Source organism: Flammeovirga sp. OC4 (assembly GCF_000812565.1).
In the GTDB taxonomy this organism is placed as follows: Bacteria; Bacteroidota; Bacteroidia; order Cytophagales; family Flammeovirgaceae; genus Flammeovirga.
In genome coordinates, this window is sequence record NZ_JTAM01000012.1 from 76,715 (window position 1) to 95,387 (window position 18,673).

Sequence of the window (18,673 nt, forward strand, 5' to 3'; positions counted from 1 at the left end):
GCCATCCAGTTTCGACTGGGTGGCACCTCTCAAATCATTCAAAGAAGCATAAATGAATTGATAATGAATACTTCAACTAAAATAAAACTACTCTTACCGCTCTTACTTTTTATCTCTTTGGTCTCTCACGGTCAAAAGCTTGTGAACGATGTAACAGAACTAAAAGAGGCGATCAAAGCAGCAAAAGCAGGAGATATTATTCTAATGAAAAATGGCGTTTGGAAAGATGCCGAAATCAAATTTAAAGGAGAAGGAACCGAACAACAACCTATTATTTTAAAAGCAGAAACGAACGGTAGTGTATACTTAGAAGGACAGTCGTACATCGGTATTTCAGGAAAATACCTTCAAGTGGAAGGACTGACATTCAGAAATGGCTATACACCAACCAATGCAGTAATTAGTTATAGAACAAGCAGTAAAGAATTGGCTTACCACTGTAGAGTGACGCAGTGTGTAGTAGAAAGCTACAGTAATCCAGAAAGATACGATGCAGACAAGTGGGTGGAGATGTATGGAAAAAACAACACCTTTGATCACAATGCATTAGTAGATAAGCGTAACAAAGGGGTGACATTTACAGTGCGATTGAACAGTGCCGAAAGCCTAGAAAACAACCACATCATTGAATACAATTACTTCGGTAAAAGACAGAATTTGGGTTCAAATGGAGGCGAAACGTTAAGAATCGGAACAAGCCATTACTCTAGAAAAAACTCTAATTCAATTGTAAGAAACAACTACTTCGAAGCATGTGATGGAGAATTGGAAATCATCTCCAACAAATCATGTGGTAACACTTATCGAAACAATGTTTTTGATGAATGCAAAGGAACGTTGACGATGCGTCATGGAGAGAGAACATTGGTAGAGAACAACTATTTCTTGGGAAATAGAAAGCACAATACAGGAGGAATCAGAGTCATCAATGAGTATCAAACAGTAAAGAATAACTACTTAAGTGGATTGACAGGCTACCGTTTTAGAGGAGCATTAGTTGTGATGAACGGCGTCCCTAATTCACCTTTGAACCGCTACAATCAAGTGGTAGGAGCGAATATCACCAACAACATCATTATTGATAGCGATCACATTCAGTTGTGTGCAGGTAGCGATGAGGAAAGATCAGCAACACCAGTAGATTCTCACTTTGATCAAAACGTCTTAATGACGACGACTAATCCTAAGTTATTCACGGTTTACGATGACATTTCAGGCATCAGCTTTAATGGAAATTACATCAACCAAGAGGAAAACACACCAAAGGAAGAAGGTTTCAAAAAAGTAGAATATGCTTTAACTGAAAACGAAAACGGGTTAAAAGTTCCATCAAAGAAGATCCTAAAGAAAATTGGTTTTGAAGGAGAGGTAAAATTACCAGTGACGAAAGCAGAAGTTGGTCCATCATTTTACCAAAAAGACCAAAATAAATTGGGCTTGAATGAAGGAAAGGTAATCGAGGTAGCACCTGGAATGAATACAATCATTGAAGCGTATAGCAAGTCAAATGCAGGAGATATATTACAGTTGAAAGGTGGTCAAGAATACATTATGACAAAGACCTTATTTGTAAAACATCCAATCACAATCAAGAGTGATGCAAAGGCCATTGTAAAGTCGGAAAAAACAGTCGCAATTAAAATCGAAAACGGTGGAGATCTAGAATTAAACAACTTATTGATCGATGCTTCTGATGCTCCCGATCAATCAGGAAATACCATTGTGAGTACAAGTAAATACTCAATGAACGACAACTACATTTTCAAGACGATTGATTGTACAGTGAAGAATTTGAACATCAACCATACCTTCAATTTCTTAAAGATTTATCCTTCTACAATGGCGGATACCATTCAGATCCAAAACACAGATTTTGAGGATGTAACAGGGGCAATTTTAGCCTTGGATAAAGAAGTGGATGACTTGGGAATGTACAATGCAGAGTATGTAATCATTGATCAATCCAACTTCAAAAACATCGGAAATACGATTGCAGATGTGTACAGAGGCGGAACGGATGAAAGTACTTTTGGTCCAAATGTAAGCGTAACAAATTCCACTTTTGAAGCGGTAGGAAAAGACAAGAGAAATAAGGAGATGTCATCTCTGACTTTCCATGGAGTACAGCATTTGGTGGTAGAAGATTGCCTTTGGAAAAAGAGTGCTCCTCTGAAACTATTCTTGACAAACGGTGAGCCGATTTCCATCATCAAAGACTGCACATTTGATGAAACTGAAAAGGTAGTCGCCAACTCGGATCAGTACAGTTTAGAAAACGTGAAAATGATCAATAAGTAATGTTGATGAAGAAATTATATACAGTAGTTTGCTTTATAATGTGTGTTTCAACTCTCTTCGCTCAGTCAGTAACGCTGACTGAAGGAGAAGTTGAGGAGATCATTTCGGTAGACAATCAAGGGAATCTATTTGGTGCATCACTCTCTCAAGCAGAAAAGGAATTAGCTCCTTATTTGGAAAGCGGTTTGGACGTTCCAACTCCCAAAGATTTAGCTGGAGGTTACACGCATACGCAACATAAAGTCAATTACTTTACGATGCAGAAGGCAGGGTTACTTTTCCAGATTACAGGAAAAGAAGCTTACGCCAAACTGATCAAAACGACTTTAGAAAAGTATTTGAAACAATACCCGACTTGGGGTAGACACCCTTCAGAGAAGTCGTATGCAAGAGGGAAAATCTTCTGGCAATGTTTGAATGATGCCAATTGGTTGGTATACACGAGCCAAGCGTATGGTAGTATATATAATTGGTTAAGTGAAAAGGAAAGAAAGCAATTCAACGAGAAGCTTTTTGTACCAATGGCCAACTTCTTATCCCTTGAAACGCCTCACTTTTTTAACCGATTACACAACCACAGTACTTGGGCAAATGCAGGTGTAGGAATGATCGGTCTTGTAATGCAAAATGAAGATTTGATTCAAAAAGCATTATACGGATTGCCATTAGATACCAAAACTGCTACGGATAATGACGGCGGAAGCATTCAGAAAGAAGGACAAACGAAAGCAGGTTTCCTTGCTCAAATTGATCACTCTTTTTCCCCTGACGGTTACTATACGGAAGGTCCTTATTACCAACGTTATGCGATGTACCCTTTCTTGATTTTCGCACTATCATTGGAACATCAAAAGAAGGAGTTAAAAATCTTCGAATATAGAGATGGGGTATTACTGAAAGCGATTGATGCATTATTGCAACAAACGGATGATGATGGAGAGTTTTTCCCATTAAATGATGCTCAAAAAGGGATGTCATATTACTCTAGAGAATTACAACTGTCATTGGCTTTAGGATACTATTATGGTAATCAAGATGAAGGATTATTATCCCTGATTCAAAAGCAAAATAGAGTGCCGTTGACTTATTCTGGATGGAAATCAGCCATTGATTTAGCCAAAGGAAAAGGAAAGAAATTTGAAAAGCGATCAATCTATTTAAGTGATGGTCCTAAAGGTGAAAAAGGTGGAATTGGAGTGTTGAGAAGTAATGAACATGAGTTGATCATGAAGTTTACGCAACATGGAATGGGACACGGTCACTTTGATCGACTTTCATACAGCTTGAACTATGACGGACATGAGATCCTTCAAGATTACGGTGCTGCGAGATATGTCAACATTCATCAAAAAGATGGTGGAGGATATTTAAAGGAAAACAAAACATGGGCAAAGCAGACCATTGCACATAACACAGTGGTGATCGATGGTCAATCACAGTTCGAAGGAAAGGTAAAAGTAGCCGACCGAATTGCTCCAGACGAGTTTGTTTTTTCAGCAGAAAATCAAAAAGTCCAAGTGGTAAGTGCCAAAGAAAACAATGCATATGAAGGCGTAGAATTATTCAGAACATTGGCTTTGGTAACGGATGAAAGCTTTGAAAATCCATTGGTCATTGACCTTTACAATGTGAAGCTTTCTGAAGATGCGGAAATCGAATTGCCGTATCATTTTCACGGTCAATTTATGTCATCAAGCATTGCTTTGACAAGGAATCAGACTTTAAGTCCACTAGGTGAGGACGACGGATATCAGCACTTATGGAAGGTTGCCGAAGGAGAAGCGGATCAGGAATATGAGCAGATCAATTGGTTTGATAAAACACGTTTCTACACACTCAATGTCGCTTCAAACAAAGGAGATCAATTGATCATGGCAAGATTAGGTGCCAATGATCCCAACTTTAATTTGAGAAACGATCCATGCTTTATTCTGAAAAGAAAAGGACAAAAAGGAAATAATTTGATGGCTTCAGTACTGGAAACTCACGGTAGTTATTCTACAGTCACAGAAGCATCAAGAAATTCATACGGAAATATAAATAGTGTAACAATTTCATTTCATACAGACGAATATTCAGCGGTAAGCTTTACTAACAAACAAGATGAAGAATGGACCTTCATCATTTCAACGGTTGACAAATCTAGTCAGACAACACATGAGATTACAATCGAGGATAGACAATATAAATGGGGCGGTCCATTCGCCCTATTTCAAAATGATTTAAAACAGTAAAACATAAAATATTAAGTAAGATGGAAGCATTAAAAGCAAGCAAAGAATTTTTATTTTCAAGCGAACTACCTTGGGAAGAAGTAGGACCAGGTTTGAAACGTCAGATCATGGGGTATGATGATAAAATTCTGATGGCAAGAGTACTTTTTGAAAAAGGAGCAATTGGTACTGTACATGAGCATCACCACAGTCAAGCTACTTATGTAGTATCAGGTCAATTTGAATTGCAAGTGGGTGATGAGAAAAAAGTAATCGGTCCTGGAGACGGATTCTACATTCCTCCTCACGTTGATCATGGTGCTGTTTGCTTGGAAGCAGGCGAGTTGATCGATGTATTTAGTCCTATTCGTGAAGACTTTTTCGATCAAAAGTAATGGCTACAGGAATAAAATTACCAGAAGAAGAGGTAGGGGGGAAATCCTCCTCTTCTTCCGGAGCCTTTAAGCTGAAAGGTCTCCGTTGGTGGATCATCGGGTTGGTATGTTTGGCAACAGTGATCAACTACATTGACCGTTTGGCAATGGCGATGATGTGGCCGGATATCGCCCAAGATCTGAACATGACAAAGAACGATTACGCATTGATCTTGAACGTCTTTATGATTGCTTATGCAATTGGTCAGTCAGTCTCAGGAAAGATGTTTGACAAGATCGGGACACGCTTAGGCTTTGTGGTTTCGATCACCGTCTGGGGTATTGCTACAATGCTTCACGCAGTGGCAAGAGGTGTTACTTCATTTGCAGGGTTTAGAATAATGCTGGGAATGGGCGAGGCAGGTAACTGGCCAGGAGCAGCAAAGAACAATGCAGAGTGGTTCCCCGTGAAAGAAAGAGCTTTAGCACAAGGGATTTTCAACTCAGGAGCGGCATTAGGTTCTGTAATCGCACCGCCTTTGATTGCCATTGTTTGGGCGACTTACGGTTGGGAAAAGACCTTCTTGTTCCTTGGTGGATTAGGTTTGATATGGATTATTCCTTGGTTAATCATCAATAAAGGAATTCCCGCAAAGCACCCTTGGATCACAAAAGCGGAGAAGGAATTTATCCAAGGTGATCAAGAGGAAAAGAAAGAGGAAAAGCCGGGCTTAAGTATGAAGACGATACTTTCTCACAAGGCCTCATGGTCGGTATTAATGTCTCGTTTCTTCATTGAACCTATCTGGTGGTTATTTGTAGGTTGGATGCCGTTATATCTTTCAGATACGTACGGATTCAATGTCAAAGAAATTGGTTACTTCGCGTGGGTACCCTATGTAGGTGCAGCATTAGGAAGTTTATCAGGAGGTTACTTCTCAGGGAAATTGATGCAAGCAGGAGCATCGGTGGATCAAGCCAGAAAAAGAACCATTTTAATCGGTGGAATCATCATGTTTGTTGGTCTATTGGCAACTATATTTTTGGCAGATAGTGCATTGAAATTTGTACTGATTGTAGCCATGGTATTGTATGGTTTCCAGTTTGTAATCAGCAACATTCAAACTATACCAAGCGATTTATTTACAGGTAAATCAGTAGGGTCATTGGCAGGACTTGGAGGTACGGTAGGCGTATTTTCGGTCATCATTATGAATTTTTTAGTACCAGTTATTTCAAGCTACTCTTACGTGCCCATCTTCGTGATGATCGCAGCGTTTGTACCATTAGGAGTAGGGGCGATCTACCTGTTTGCTAAAGAAATCAAATCAATTAATTAAAAATCAACCTCTCACTTATTCATTCTCAGTTATCAAAAGGTAGGGTAGCTAATTTATTTCATTTCAGAATAAGTGAGAACAAACAAAATCATTATGTTATTAGAAAACAAAGTAGCCATCGTTACTGGCGGAGCAAGAGACATCGGAAAAGCAGTTTCATTAAAATTAGCAAGTGAAGGAGCAAAAGTAGTGATCAACTATTTTGACAATGAAGCACAAGCCACACAAACTTTAATAGAGATTAAAGCGGCAGGTGGAGATGCAATCATCGTTCAAGGTGATATGACAAAGAAAGAAGACGTAGATAACGTAGTAGCTCAAACAAAAGCAGCTTACGGCGATCAAGTAGACATCTTAGTAAACGTAGCAGGTGGTTTAGTAGCTAGAAAGAAAATCGACGAAATGGATCTTGATTTCTTCAACTTCGTGATCCAATTGAACTTAAATACAGCATTCTTAATGACGCAAGCAGTGGCTCCATTAATGCCAAAAGGTAGCTCAATTGTCAACTTCGCATCACAAGCGGGTAAAGACGGTGGTGGACCAGGTGCAAGTGCTTACGCTACAGCAAAAGGTGCATTGATGACTTTCACACGTTCGATGGCAAAAGAATTAGGACCAAAAGGTATCAGAGTGAATTCACTTTGCCCAGGTATGATTGCAACAACTTTCCACGATACATTTACAGCAACAGCAGTACGTGAAAAAGTAGCCGTTTCTACACCACTAGGTAGAGAAGGTAGAGCAGAAGAAGTAGCTGATTTTGTAGCATGTTTAGCCTCAAATCAGTCTTCATTTGTAACGGGTACAAATATCGATATCAACGGAGGATTAATGTTCTCATAGTATGAAGAAGGTCGTAACATTTGGCGAATTACTTTACCGTTTTTCGCCAATTGGCAACCTTCGATTCTCTCAAGCCAACCAATACGAAGCAACTGTAGGAGGTGCTGAAGCCAACATCGCTATTTCTCTGGCACAGTACGGAAGTGAAGTGGAGTACGTAAGTATTGTTCCTGATAATGCATTGGGACAGTTTGCAGTACGCGAAGTAAAAAAATGGGGAGCGGGAGTTGAAGGTGTCCAATTTGGAGGAGATAAAATGGGTATGTACTTCCTTGAAAAAGGAGGTTCTCTGAGAGGAGGAAATGTCATTTATGATAGAGCAGGAGCCAGCATCACAGAAGTGGATGCGAATACATTTGATTGGGATAAAATATTGGAAGATGCAGATTGGTTTCACTGGTCAGGCATCACGCCAGCCTTGTCAAAAGGTGCTGCAGCTGCCAACCTTGCCGCTGTAGAAGTCGCTTTTAAAAAAGGAATTCCAGTGTCATGTGATCTGAATTACAGAAGCAAGCTTTGGAAGTACGGTGTGGACCCGAAACACATCATGCCTAAACTATTGGAGAATACGACAATATGTTTAGCCAACGAAGAAGACGTAGCCAAATACTTAGGCATTGTTCCTCAAGAATCAGATTACGAAGAAGTAGAAGGTTTTGATAAGCGTTGTTATAAGTTTATCAGCCGAGAAGTGATGAAAGCGTTTCCAAACTTGGATTATGTGATCACTACTTTAAGACAAACCATCAACGCTTCTCACAACAGATGGTCGGGAGTGAGTTATGATGGAGAAAACTTTGTCAAAGGCGAAGTCCATGAAATTCCTTCCATCATTGATAGAGTAGGAGGAGGCGATTCATTTATGGCGGCTTATATCCATGGAAAAAGAAAATTTGTGGTCGACAAAGAAGCCTTGGATTTCGCATTAGCGGCTTCGGCTTATAAACTTTCCATACCGGGCGATTATAACATTGCTACGGAAGAGGAAGTATTCCAGATCATGGATAAAAACAGTATCAAAAAAATCAATCGATAAAATGGCAAGATTCAGTAGAATTGAAGTAGCCTTGAGCATGAAAGAAGGTGGGATTGTTCCCGTCTTTTATCATGCCGATGCCACAGTGTGTTGGGAAGTGGTAAAAGCATGTTATAATGCTGGAATCCGAGTTTTTGAATTCACAAACCGAGGAGATAATGCCCACAAAGTTTTTGATGAGGTATTGAAGAAAGTGATCAAAGAAGCTCCTGAAATGAAAATGGGTGTGGGGTCAATTGTCGATGACGTTACAGCCGGATTATACATTCAAAATGGAGCAGATTTTATCGTTTCACCTCTATTAAACCCAAGTATAGGAAAGGTTTGTAACCGTAGAAAAGTAGCTTGGATGCCGGGTTGTGGATCTGTTACAGAGATTTCTTATGCAGAAGAATTGGGTGCTGAAGTAGTGAAGATTTTCCCAGGACTTCAAGTTGGTGGACCAGAGTTTGTAAAAGGTGTGAAAGCACCAATGCCATGGTCGAGCATTATGCCAACCGGTGGAGTACAACCTCAATTCGATGAATTAAAAAAATGGTTCGATGCAGGAGTACATTGCGTGGGACTAGGCTCACAGTTGATGGATTCAAAAATGATTTCCTCAGGTAACTTCACAGCTTTGGAAGAACACATTAAAAATGTCTATCAGATAGCACAAGAAGCGATGGGCAAAGAAACTGTACTTGCTTAATTTCAAATAACTATGAACAGACTTTTTACTTTAACACTACTTTCTTTCTTTTTTATGAATGCTCAATGCAAATCGGATGCAGTCGAACCCTCCCAGGAGGAAGAGGAGATAATTGAGGATGTAGACAATGAACTGACAGAAAAAGATACAACTGACACAACAAACGAAGATACTGTAATAGTTACTCCTGATTATGATCTTCCTTACGTTATCCTCAATTTAAATAATTGGAAATTAAATGCGTTTGAAGGAGAGTTAGATAATTTGGAGTATGTTGATAGAATTTCTGATTTAGCAAATTATTCCAATGAGCATTGGTTTTATTCATCCGCAGAAGATTGGGTAACCTTTAAATGTTATGCAGGTTTTCCAACTTCATCAGGCTCTGGAAATCCTCGAACAGAATTAAGGGAGTTGGAGAGTGATGGTAAAACCAATAGCTATTGGGATGGAACAAAAGGTTCTCATCAAATGGAGTGGGAAGTGAATGTAGAGCATTTACCAAGTTCTGGAAAGCTATGTTTCGGACAGATTCATGGACCTTCAGATTCCTATGATGATGTCATTAGAGTACAATTCCAAGGAGATAAAAACCAAAGCGAAGGAGATGTTCGCCTAAAAATTATGGGATGGGTAACGGAAGAAAATGGAGATTTCTCAGGCGATTTTATAGAAGGAGATTGGGCTTTAGATACCGTTTATCGCTTCCGATTAATTTTCGAAAATGAAAACCTGATTTTGTATTCAATTCTTGGTGAAGAACAAATAGAGATCTACCGTTTTGAAGGATGTGGAAGTACTGAAAACTACTTCAAAGCAGGACTTTATATGCAATCCATGCAAAACAAACCTTATAACTTGGAAGATTATGGACAAGTATCAATGTCTTACTTGTCGGTAACACATCAATAAGAGTTTGTATAGGTGTTGCACTTACTCTGTTTCAAGTGTTAAGCGATAGCGTCACTTGGAACTGAACATCGGCGAAGTCTCCTGACTTCGAGAAAAATCCATTATCAATATTCGAAGTCATGAGACTTCGCCAAAATAGAATCACAAGTGACGCCTAGGGCTTATCACTTGCGATAGGAAAAAATGTAGGGGCGTCGCATTGCAATGTCCAACGGACCATCAAGAAAAATCACCAAGAATTATCATAGTTTTTTATATAGTGAAACACTTTTTCAACGACTGTCAAAAAGGATCCTAACTAACATTACGATGTACATAGATAAAAGAAAAGGGATAAAATAGCGTGCACCACGACTGAAGTCATGGGTAAGTAATACTGACTCCATCAACACTAAAGTGTTGTCTACGTTATCAACCTTCAAGACTTAAGTCTTGATTAGGTTGGATTATCACTTACCCATAGTTTTAACTATGGTGTACGAAACATCCATTTACTTATATCTAACTAACATTACTATCAGTGTGCGGTACGTATTTGGTTTCAAATGCATACCAGATAAACTAAATGAACAGCAGCAATACTTCAGAATGAAATGCAAAAATGCACACAAATTAAATGAATTATGAACAACCAGTTTTTAATTGAGAAACTATTCTCTAAATCTATTTTGGGAACAATGCTTATTGCAGGCGCAATGAGCTGTACAAACAACCAACAGGAAATTACTGTTGCAGAAGAAACCAGCCTTCAAAGCAGTAATGCCAGAACAGCAGTCGCAATAAGTAACAGCGGTTTTGAAAGCAGTTGGAGTAGTTGGTCGGACACTGATCCATCTGCAATTTCCGGAGATGCAAACTCAGGATCAAGCGCTGCCAAAATTACAGGAAGTGGAGGATCATTTGCTCAAGACGTAAATGTGACTTCAAATACTGATTTTGAAGTGTCAGCTTACGTAAAAGGTAGTTGGAGAATTTCAGCAACAGTCAATGGCAACAAAACTTCAAGAAGTGGTAATACTTCGGATTGGAAAAAAGAAACAGTAACATTTAGTTCAGGGTCGGCAACGACAGTGACCATCAAAGGAGAGTATTATAATGGTGAAGGTCGTTATGATGATTTTGAATTGATCGCGTTGGATGGTTCATCTACAAATCCTCCTGCTTCAGCAGAACAATTAGCAGTGAGTGGAGTAGCAGCTTCATCTAATGATGGAAATGTTCCTCAAAACACACTTGATGGTAACTTGGGCACAAGATGGTCAGCCAATGGTAGCGGGCAATGGATTCGCTATGATTTTGGTTCAGTGAAAAACATTGAGTCAGTGTCTATCGCTTGGTTTAAAGGTGACCAAAGAGCAAGTACTTTCGAGGTCTTGGCAGGAGATGCAACAGATGCTTTAAGTGTTGTACACTCTGGAGTATCAAGTGGTAACTCACTGGATCTTGAAACGGTTTCGTTGAGCAATGTCTCAGGTCGTTATATCCAAATTATAGGCTATGGCAATACTTCTAATTCTTGGAACAGCATCACAGAGTTTGAAGCATTTGGAACAGATGGTGAAGGCAACGGAACTGATCCAACAGACCCAACCGAACCTACTGATCCAACACCAGGAGGAGATTACCCTTATGATGTATTAGGGTTACAAAACTGGAAATTAAATGCTTTCTCGGGAACATTGAACAACCCTACTTTTGTAGATCAAATTCCGAATTTGGATACTTATTCTAATGACAATTGGTTCTATACAGATGGATCAAAAGTTTTCTTCAAATGCTATGCAGGGTATCCAACATCGTCAGGTTCAGGTAATCCGAGAACAGAATTAAGAGAATTAACAGCCAATGGTTCTAATAATATCTATTGGGATGGAGGAAGCGGTGTAAACCGTATGGAATGGAAAGTAACAGTCAACCAATTACCAAGTTCAGGAAAACTATGTTTTGGTCAGATTCACGGACCTTCTAGCTCTTATGATGATGTCATCCGAGTGCAATACGAAGGAGATCCTAACCAATCTTCAGGTTCGGCAAGACTGAAAATTATGGGTTGGGTAACAGAAGAGAATGATGATGGATCGGGAGATTTTATTGATGGAAACTGGGCATTGGATCAAGAAATGCACCTTGAACTGATCTTTGAAAACAGCAATGTAGTGTTGTATTCAATCAATAATGGTTCAAGAATGGAGATCTACCGTTTCAATGGCTGTAACAGTGATTCAAACTATTTTAAAGCGGGTAACTATATGCAATCTATGAAAGGAAAGTCTTTAGATACGAGCGATTATGGTTTAGTTTCAATAAGCTATTTGAAAATCACGCACTAAAAGGAAGTATGGGCGTTGCAGTGTGACGCCCATGTATATAAATTGTATTTTTTTGAAAACGGACGAATATATACCTACTATCAGTATTCTTTACCTTATTATAAGTAATAGTCTTATAGTTTCACTTTATTTGAAGAATGACGTGTGGATAGATTAAGTAAAAATAATAGTGTTTTTACGATGTTTTTATTGGTAATTAAGCGGTGCCAACTTTTGGAAACGCTTGAAACCACACGCATTTATTCATGAGAAAAAAAGTAGAGATAGGTTTTTCCTATACTCTACTTTCTTCTTTTTAGGATTTTCCTTACAAAGGAATATTTCCATGTCTCTTTCTAGGATTATGGTCTACTTTATTTCGAAGCATATTAAAGGCTGCAATCAGGCGTTCTCTTGTATTTTCAGGTTTGATCACTTCATCAATATAACCTCTATATGCTGCACGATAAGGATTGGCAAATTCTGCAGTATACTCATCAATTTTCTCTTGTAATTTAGCTTCAGGATCTTCCGCATTTTGAATTTCCTTTCTAAAGATAATTTCCGCTGCACCTTGTGCACCCATCACTGCAATTTCGGCTGTTGGCCAAGCGTAATTCAAGTCAGCACCGATATGTTTGGAGTTCATCACATCATAAGCACCACCGTAGGCTTTGCGAGTAATGACTGTAATTCTAGGTACTGTAGCTTCACAAAAAGCATAAAGTAATTTGGCTCCGTTGGCAATGATTCCATTCCATTCTTGGTCGGTACCAGGAAGGAAGCCAGGTACGTCTTCAAATACAAGTAATGGGATATTGAAAGCATCACAGAAACGTACAAAACGGGCAGCTTTCTTTGAAGCGTCATTATCCAATACTCCGGCAAGTACTGCAGGTTGATTTCCTACAATACCAATACTTTTACCGCCTAATCGAGCAAAGCCAACAACTATATTTTCAGCGTAAGCCTCATGCACTTCAAAGAAAGTATCCTTATCAATAGTACCGTGAATGACATCGCGAATGTCATAGGGAGTATTCGGGTTGTCAGGTATGATATCTTTCAATTCTGTTCTGACTTCAGAATTGATATTAGAATATTCATAGCGAGGAGAATCCTGCTCACAGTTTTGAGGAATATAGCTTAAAAGTTTTCTGATATTTTGTAACGCGATTGCCTCATTTGCAGCTGTAAAATGGGTAACCCCACTTTTTGTACTATGAGCAGTAGCTCCACCAAGTTCTTCTGAAGTAACTTCCTCATGTGTCACTGTTTTTACAACATTGGGACCTGTTACGAACATATAGGATGTTTGCTCCACCATCATAATAAAATCCGTGATGGCAGGGGAGTAAACAGCACCACCGGCACAAGGCCCCATAATACAAGAGATTTGAGGGATTACACCTGATGCACGAGTGTTTTTGTAAAAAATGTCTGCATAGCCGCCTAGTGATTTCACACCTTCTTGAATTCTAGCACCACCAGAGTCATTCAACCCGATTATTGGAGCACCATTTTTCATGGCCATGTCCATAATCTTACAGATTTTCTCTGCGTGAGATTCTGAGAGAGAACCACCAAATACAGTGAAGTCTTGAGAGTAAACATAGACCAAACGACCTGAAATTTTACCATAACCGGTAATCACACCATCACCAAGATAATGTTCTTTATCAAGACCGAATTGTACCTCACGGTGTCTGACGAATTTGCCTACTTCATGGAAAGTATTTTCATCTAAGAGTAACTCTATTCTTTCTCGGGCGGTTAGTTTACCCTTTTTGTGTTGAGCTTCTATTCTTCTTTCTCCGCCACCAAGTTCGGCTAAGCGGTTCATTTCTTCTAATTGCTGAAGCTTATCCTTCATGTTGTTTATTTCTAGTGTTTTTTGGTTTGTGTAGTGTACTGTGATCAATAGAGCAGATGAAAGGCTCATGTTTTCATTAGTACTAATCTTAAGCTAAGAAAAAAACAGAAGACAAAAAAAAAGGGAGCGATATTTTTCTATCACTCCCTTTCATCTAAGTCAATGTTCAACTAAATTTTAATTGGCAGGTTCTTTCGCATTTCCGTGATTTTTCACTGAACCAATACCTGAAGCTTCCATTTTAATGTATTGTTCTGCGTTTACGTGCATACTTCCTATACCATTACATTCTGCTTCGAGATCTCTAACTACAAAATCTTTAGCCATCACTTTGCCTATACCATTACATTCCATAGTGGCTTTATTGGCTTTTCCTTTTAATGTGATCTGACCAACACCATCAAATTCAAGGTTAAATTCATTAGCAGAAAGTACTAATTCATTATCGCCCACACCTGAATAATTAAAGTCCAGAGTGTTGAATTTTAGATCATTATCACTAGTCATTTCTCCAACCATTGCAGTTTCAATTTTAGTCAAATCGACAAATTGAACATAAATAACAGGTCTATTTTTTTTCCACTTGGTAGATTTTTTTTCTTCTCCATCCTCACGGTTTCTAAATTCGATATGATCACCTTTTTGAGTAAAAGTGATTTCTTTGAGTTGTGCTTCAGTACCTTCAATAAAAGCCTTGGGAACATCACCTTGTTTGAGGACTAAGTCAAACTCACCATTTACTTCGAGTGAAGTAAAGTCTTTGACATCTAGTTTTTCGGTGCTTACGTTTTTTTGAGCGAATGCAGGTGAGAAAGCAATTAATAATGCACTAGTAAATAATAGTAATTTGTTCATCATGATGAAAGTTTTTCTTTTAAAGACAAAAGTTAATTTGAATAGTTGCATCAATATAAGAATTTATTCTTCGAGATAAGGAATGATAGAAACAAAAAATGTCTTACCCTAATTCTAAAGGGTAAGACATGGGGTAAAGAAAAATAGATCAAAAACTTTTACCTGTTTTTATTATTAAGATCTCTGATTTAAGTTATTAGCTACCTTCACAACTATGAAAAGTTGATTTTCGTTTGTGATTCTTTATTTCTTGAAAAATTGTGTTCAAAAAGTCATAAAAAAAGCATCACATTGCAGTAATGTGATGCTTAATATTGTATTCTTAAAGATGAATTATCTCATCTCCTTGTATTTGTTGATCAATTGATTCGTAGATGAATCGTGAGAAGCAACTTTGTCATCGCTTTGTAATTCAGGAAGAATTTTGTTCGCTAATTGCTTACCTAATTCTACACCCCATTGGTCAAAACTGAAGATGTTCCACATTACACCTTGTACGAAGATTTTGTGCTCGTACATTGCGATCATCGCACCCAATGTAAATGGCGTTAACTTCTTGAATAAGATTGAGTTTGTAGGACGGTTACCTTCAAACACTTTGAATGTCTTTAATTTCTCAATCTCCTCATCAGATTTACCAGCCGCTTTGAATTCAGCAACTACAGTTTCCTCAGATTTACCTGTCATCAATGCTTCAGTTTGAGCAAAGAAATTAGATAATAACTTTGGATGGTGATCACCGATAGGGTTTTGTGAAACTGCAGGAGCAATAAAGTCCGCAGGAATCAATTTAGTACCTTGGTGGATCAATTGATAGAATGCGTGTTGACCATTTGTACCTGGCTCACCCCAGATGATTGGACCAGTTTGGTAGTCTACAGGATTACCCGCTCTGTCTACATACTTACCATTTGACTCCATATCACCTTGTTGGAAATACGCAGCAAAACGGTGCATATACTGATCGTAAGGAAGTAAAGCGTGGCTTTCAGCACCGAAGAAGTTGTTGTACCAGATGCCTAACACTGCTAAGATTACCGGAAGGTTTTCACCGAATTCAGCTGATTTGAAGTGGTTGTCCATTGCGTGAGCACCTTCTAATAACTCCTCGAAGTTATCATAACCGATGCTGCAAGCGATAGAAAGACCAATTGCCGACCATAATGAGTAACGACCACCTACCCAGTCCCAGAAACGGAACATGTTTTCAGGGGCGATACCGAACTCTCTTACTTTTTCTTCATTTGTAGAAAGAGCAACAAAGTGCATCATGATATGATTTTCGCTTTTCGCAGCTTCCAAGAACCAGTCTCTTGCTGAGTTAGCGTTAGTCATTGTTTCTTGCGTAGTAAACGTCTTAGAAGCAATGATAAATAAAGTTGTTTCAGGATTTAAACCTTTTAATGTCTCAGAGATATGAGTTCCGTCAACATTAGAAACAAAGTGAATATCAATGTTAGTCTTGTATGGTTTTAAAGCTTCAGTCACCATGTAAGGACCTAAGTCAGAACCACCAATACCAATATTTACAACATCAGTAATAGCTTTACCTGTATAACCTTTCCAGTTTCCAGAAACTACTTTATCAGTAAATTCTTTCATTTGGCGTTTTACGTGGTTCACTTCAGTCATCACGTCCTCTCCGTCTACAGACATTGGAGTGTTTGACTGATTACGTAATGCTACGTGATAAACAGCACGATCTTCTGTTTGGTTGATATGCTCTCCAGCGAACATTGATTGAATACCTTCAGCTACACCAGTCTCTTTTGCGAGGTCAAGAAGTAGGCTAAATGTTTTCTCGTCGATGATGTTTTTTGAAAAATCAACAAAAATATCTTCGAACGTCAATGAAAATTTTTCTGCTCTATCTGCATCCGCACAGAATAAATCATTCATATGTACGTCTTTCATCTCAGCATAATGAGCTTCAAGTGCTTTCCAAGCGTTTGTTGAAGTCGGATTTACTGTTTTCAACATGTTATATCTGCTTTTGTGTATTATTAATTTCTAAGAAAATAGAAGCTTTTCGCTTCAAGTCACAAAATTACGATTTCATAGGTATGACACAAGTTGATTTTACTCACACTTTTGTGATTTTACTTACTATTTTGATTTCAACGGATTGATAGGTGAAATAAAAAGGAAGAGAAAACAAAAAGAGCATACTTTTTATTCGTATGCTCTTTCTTATTTATATCGTTTTTGATTCAATTTCGATTAATCTTCTGATTGCTGCATGTGTACCACTCGTTGAGGGAATGGAATCTCGATGTCAGCATTATCAAAGGCGATTTTAGCCGCTTCAGTCGTTTCAAAAAGAACGCCCCAATAATCATCCACACTTACGTGAACTCTTAATTGTAAATCTACAGAGCTATCGCCAAGGTTTGTTACCCAAACTACAGGCTTCTCGGGATTGTCTAGCACTCTTTTGTCGTTATTTGCAAGATCAAGTAAAATCTCTCTTGCTTTTTGAATATTAGCACCATAAGAGATACCAATAGGAATGTCACATCTGGCAAAACCTTCACGAGTGTAGTTTTTAATTACACCACCTGCTAATGCACCATTAGGAATGAAAACATGTCTACGGTGTGGTGTAACAATAGTAGTTGCAAATAAACCAATGTCGAGAACGACACCTAAGTGTCCTTGAGCATCAATCAATTCACCTTTTTTGAATGGTCTTAGAGTGAGAATTAAAGCACCACCTGCAACGTTGGCTAGTGATCCCTGAAGTGCTAAACCAATTGCTAAACCTGCAGAACCCAACATTGCAATGAATGAAGTTGTTTCGACTCCTGCTTGTCCTATGGCAGCAACAACAATAATGACTTTAATGATGATTTTTGTGATAGCAACTAAAAAGTCAACTAATGCTTGGTTTTCAGAATATTTCTTTTTGACTTGTGTGGAAACAAAATTACCAGCTTTATTCGCAACATAAAAACCAATAATTAAAATCGCTAAAGCTCCTAATAATTTAAAAGCATATTGGTTAACGAAATTCACTGTAGAGAGGACAAGTACGTCCTGATATTGAGAAATTTCTTCCATTTGTAAGGTATTATTAAAGAATAGATTGAAAAATACTATTGTATCTAATTGTTACATGAGATATCAATATTTATAGTTCTTTTAAAAATTGACGGAAAGTACAACCGATGTGTAGTTTTCAGAAAGGGATATTTAGTTAAATGAAATATAAATTAATATAACCTGTATACTTAGATACTTAGTTTGTATAAAATTAAAATTATTTTTCTGAATATTGTAATTGTAAAAAGAAAAAACATTGCTTTTTTCAATTAAAACAAAGATTACATGTCAGATTACACAAACTTGGTAATTGAGGAGTTAAAAGAAGCACAAGAAGTTTTAGCTCGTTTTTTATCAGATACAAATAATATAAATGCAATTGAAGCTGCAGCAGACCTTCTCGTAAATTCTTTCCAAAATGAAGGGAAAGTGATTTCATGCGGGAATGGAGGTTCACATTGTGATGCGATGCACTTTGCAGAAGAGTTAACAGGGAGATACAGAGAAGATAGGCCTTCTATTGGTGCAATAGCGATTTCTGACCCTAGTCATATCTCTTGTGTAAGTAATGATTATGGATATGAATATGTTTTTTCTAGATATTTGGAAGGAGTCGGTAGGAAAGGAGATGTGCTTTTTGCACTAAGTACTAGCGGAAACTCCCAGAATATTGTCAATGCGATCAATACGGCTCAACAAAAAGGCATTAAAGTGATTGCATTAACAGGGAAAGATGGAGGGAAAATGGCAAATCTAGCAGATGTTGAAATCAGAGTTCCTCATTTTGGATTTGCTGACCGTATTCAAGAAATCCACATTAAAGTTATTCATATCATCATCCAGCTTATTGAAAAGAAGCTAGGATATTAAAAATAAAACGAGGA

The 18,673-nt window shown here is 38.1% G+C and carries 14 protein-coding genes; 10 read left to right on the forward strand and 4 right to left on the reverse strand.

Translation table 11 applies throughout. The features are described 5' to 3' along the window. The first annotated feature begins 63 nt into the window (after positions 1-63). The 9 genes from PL77_RS10920 to PL77_RS30440 all read left to right on the forward strand — a co-directional run bounded on the left by PL77_RS10920 (position 64) and on the right by PL77_RS30440 (position 12,040). The gene (locus tag PL77_RS10920; RefSeq protein ID WP_044204792.1) at positions 64-2,298 is read left to right on the forward strand and encodes a polysaccharide lyase 6 family protein; all 2,235 of its coding nucleotides are present in this window, start codon (positions 64-66) and stop codon (positions 2,296-2,298) included. A 5-nt stretch (positions 2,299-2,303) separates the two neighbouring features. Then, positions 2,304-4,532: an alginate lyase family protein gene (locus tag PL77_RS10925; RefSeq protein ID WP_044204942.1), complete on the forward strand. Its 2,229-nt coding sequence runs from the start codon at positions 2,304-2,306 to the stop codon at positions 4,530-4,532. A gap of 20 nt (positions 4,533-4,552) precedes the next feature. After that, complete coding sequence (locus PL77_RS10930) at positions 4,553-4,906, forward strand: cupin domain-containing protein (RefSeq protein ID WP_044204794.1); 354 nt, start codon at positions 4,553-4,555, stop codon at positions 4,904-4,906. Continuing rightward, a complete protein-coding gene (locus PL77_RS10935; RefSeq protein ID WP_082026487.1) occupies positions 4,906-6,225 on the forward strand; it encodes an MFS transporter in 1,320 nt (439 codons plus the stop codon). The genes PL77_RS10930 and PL77_RS10935 overlap by 1 nt, the downstream gene beginning before the upstream one ends. 93 nt (positions 6,226-6,318) lie before the next feature. Beyond that, a complete protein-coding gene (locus PL77_RS10940) occupies positions 6,319-7,071 on the forward strand; it encodes an SDR family NAD(P)-dependent oxidoreductase (RefSeq protein WP_044204796.1) in 753 nt (250 codons plus the stop codon). 1 nt (position 7,072) lies between these two features. Next, complete coding sequence (locus PL77_RS10945) at positions 7,073-8,107, forward strand: sugar kinase (RefSeq protein ID WP_044204798.1); 1,035 nt, start codon at positions 7,073-7,075, stop codon at positions 8,105-8,107. A gap of 1 nt (position 8,108) precedes the next feature. After that, positions 8,109-8,798, forward strand: coding sequence for a bifunctional 4-hydroxy-2-oxoglutarate aldolase/2-dehydro-3-deoxy-phosphogluconate aldolase (locus PL77_RS10950; RefSeq protein WP_044204800.1), 690 nt, complete (start codon positions 8,109-8,111; stop codon positions 8,796-8,798). Positions 8,799-8,810: 12 nt separating this feature from the next. Then, a complete protein-coding gene (locus tag PL77_RS10955) occupies positions 8,811-9,710 on the forward strand; it encodes a polysaccharide lyase family 7 protein (RefSeq protein WP_082026488.1) in 900 nt (299 codons plus the stop codon). 623 nt (positions 9,711-10,333) lie between these two features. Continuing rightward, the gene (locus tag PL77_RS30440) at positions 10,334-12,040 is read left to right on the forward strand and encodes a polysaccharide lyase family 7 protein (RefSeq protein ID WP_082026489.1); all 1,707 of its coding nucleotides are present in this window, start codon (positions 10,334-10,336) and stop codon (positions 12,038-12,040) included. Between the two features lie 307 nt (positions 12,041-12,347). Here PL77_RS30440 and PL77_RS10965 read toward each other — a convergent pair whose 3' ends face one another. The 4 genes from PL77_RS10965 to PL77_RS10980 all read right to left on the reverse strand — a co-directional run bounded on the left by PL77_RS10965 (position 12,348) and on the right by PL77_RS10980 (position 17,807). Further along, positions 12,348-13,892 carry an acyl-CoA carboxylase subunit beta gene (locus tag PL77_RS10965; RefSeq protein ID WP_044204951.1) on the reverse strand — a complete coding sequence of 515 codons (1,545 nt, stop codon included), beginning with the start codon at positions 13,890-13,892 and terminating at the stop codon, positions 12,348-12,350. 177 nt (positions 13,893-14,069) lie between these two features. Then, on the reverse strand, positions 14,070-14,750 hold the full coding sequence (locus PL77_RS30445; RefSeq protein ID WP_172665832.1) for a head GIN domain-containing protein: 681 nt from the start codon (positions 14,748-14,750) through the stop codon (positions 14,070-14,072). A 330-nt stretch (positions 14,751-15,080) separates the two neighbouring features. Continuing rightward, a complete protein-coding gene (pgi, locus tag PL77_RS10975; protein ID WP_156152320.1) occupies positions 15,081-16,727 on the reverse strand; it encodes a glucose-6-phosphate isomerase in 1,647 nt (548 codons plus the stop codon). 240 nt (positions 16,728-16,967) lie between these two features. Then, on the reverse strand, positions 16,968-17,807 hold the full coding sequence (locus PL77_RS10980) for a mechanosensitive ion channel family protein (RefSeq protein WP_044204804.1): 840 nt from the start codon (positions 17,805-17,807) through the stop codon (positions 16,968-16,970). Between the two features lie 267 nt (positions 17,808-18,074). On the opposite strand from PL77_RS10980, the gene lpcA reads away from it, so the two are divergent. Next, on the forward strand, positions 18,075-18,659 hold the full coding sequence (gene lpcA, locus PL77_RS10985) for a D-sedoheptulose 7-phosphate isomerase (protein WP_044204808.1): 585 nt from the start codon (positions 18,075-18,077) through the stop codon (positions 18,657-18,659). The last annotated feature ends 14 nt before the right edge of the window (positions 18,660-18,673 follow it).

What these genes read in the sequence shown, in the direction of transcription:
- PL77_RS10965 (WP_044204951.1), bottom strand. Translation starts at nt 13,892, where the DNA reads ATGAAGGATAAGCTTCAGCAATTAGAAGAAATGAACCGCTTAGCCGAA.
- lpcA (WP_044204808.1), top strand. Translation starts at nt 18,075, where the DNA reads ATGTCAGATTACACAAACTTGGTAATTGAGGAGTTAAAAGAAGCACAA.
- PL77_RS30440 (WP_082026489.1), top strand. Translation starts at nt 10,334, where the DNA reads ATGAACAACCAGTTTTTAATTGAGAAACTATTCTCTAAATCTATTTTG.
- PL77_RS10925 (WP_044204942.1), top strand. Translation starts at nt 2,304, where the DNA reads ATGAAGAAATTATATACAGTAGTTTGCTTTATAATGTGTGTTTCAACT.
- PL77_RS10980 (WP_044204804.1), bottom strand. Translation starts at nt 17,807, where the DNA reads ATGGAAGAAATTTCTCAATATCAGGACGTACTTGTCCTCTCTACAGTG.
- PL77_RS10950 (WP_044204800.1), top strand. Translation starts at nt 8,109, where the DNA reads ATGGCAAGATTCAGTAGAATTGAAGTAGCCTTGAGCATGAAAGAAGGT.
- PL77_RS10930 (WP_044204794.1), top strand. Translation starts at nt 4,553, where the DNA reads ATGGAAGCATTAAAAGCAAGCAAAGAATTTTTATTTTCAAGCGAACTA.
- PL77_RS10945 (WP_044204798.1), top strand. Translation starts at nt 7,073, where the DNA reads ATGAAGAAGGTCGTAACATTTGGCGAATTACTTTACCGTTTTTCGCCA.
- PL77_RS10940 (WP_044204796.1), top strand. Translation starts at nt 6,319, where the DNA reads ATGTTATTAGAAAACAAAGTAGCCATCGTTACTGGCGGAGCAAGAGAC.
- PL77_RS10935 (WP_082026487.1), top strand. Translation starts at nt 4,906, where the DNA reads ATGGCTACAGGAATAAAATTACCAGAAGAAGAGGTAGGGGGGAAATCC.
- PL77_RS10920 (WP_044204792.1), top strand. Translation starts at nt 64, where the DNA reads ATGAATACTTCAACTAAAATAAAACTACTCTTACCGCTCTTACTTTTT.
- pgi (WP_156152320.1), bottom strand. Translation starts at nt 16,727, where the DNA reads ATGTTGAAAACAGTAAATCCGACTTCAACAAACGCTTGGAAAGCACTT.
- PL77_RS30445 (WP_172665832.1), bottom strand. Translation starts at nt 14,750, where the DNA reads ATGATGAACAAATTACTATTATTTACTAGTGCATTATTAATTGCTTTC.
- PL77_RS10955 (WP_082026488.1), top strand. Translation starts at nt 8,811, where the DNA reads ATGAACAGACTTTTTACTTTAACACTACTTTCTTTCTTTTTTATGAAT.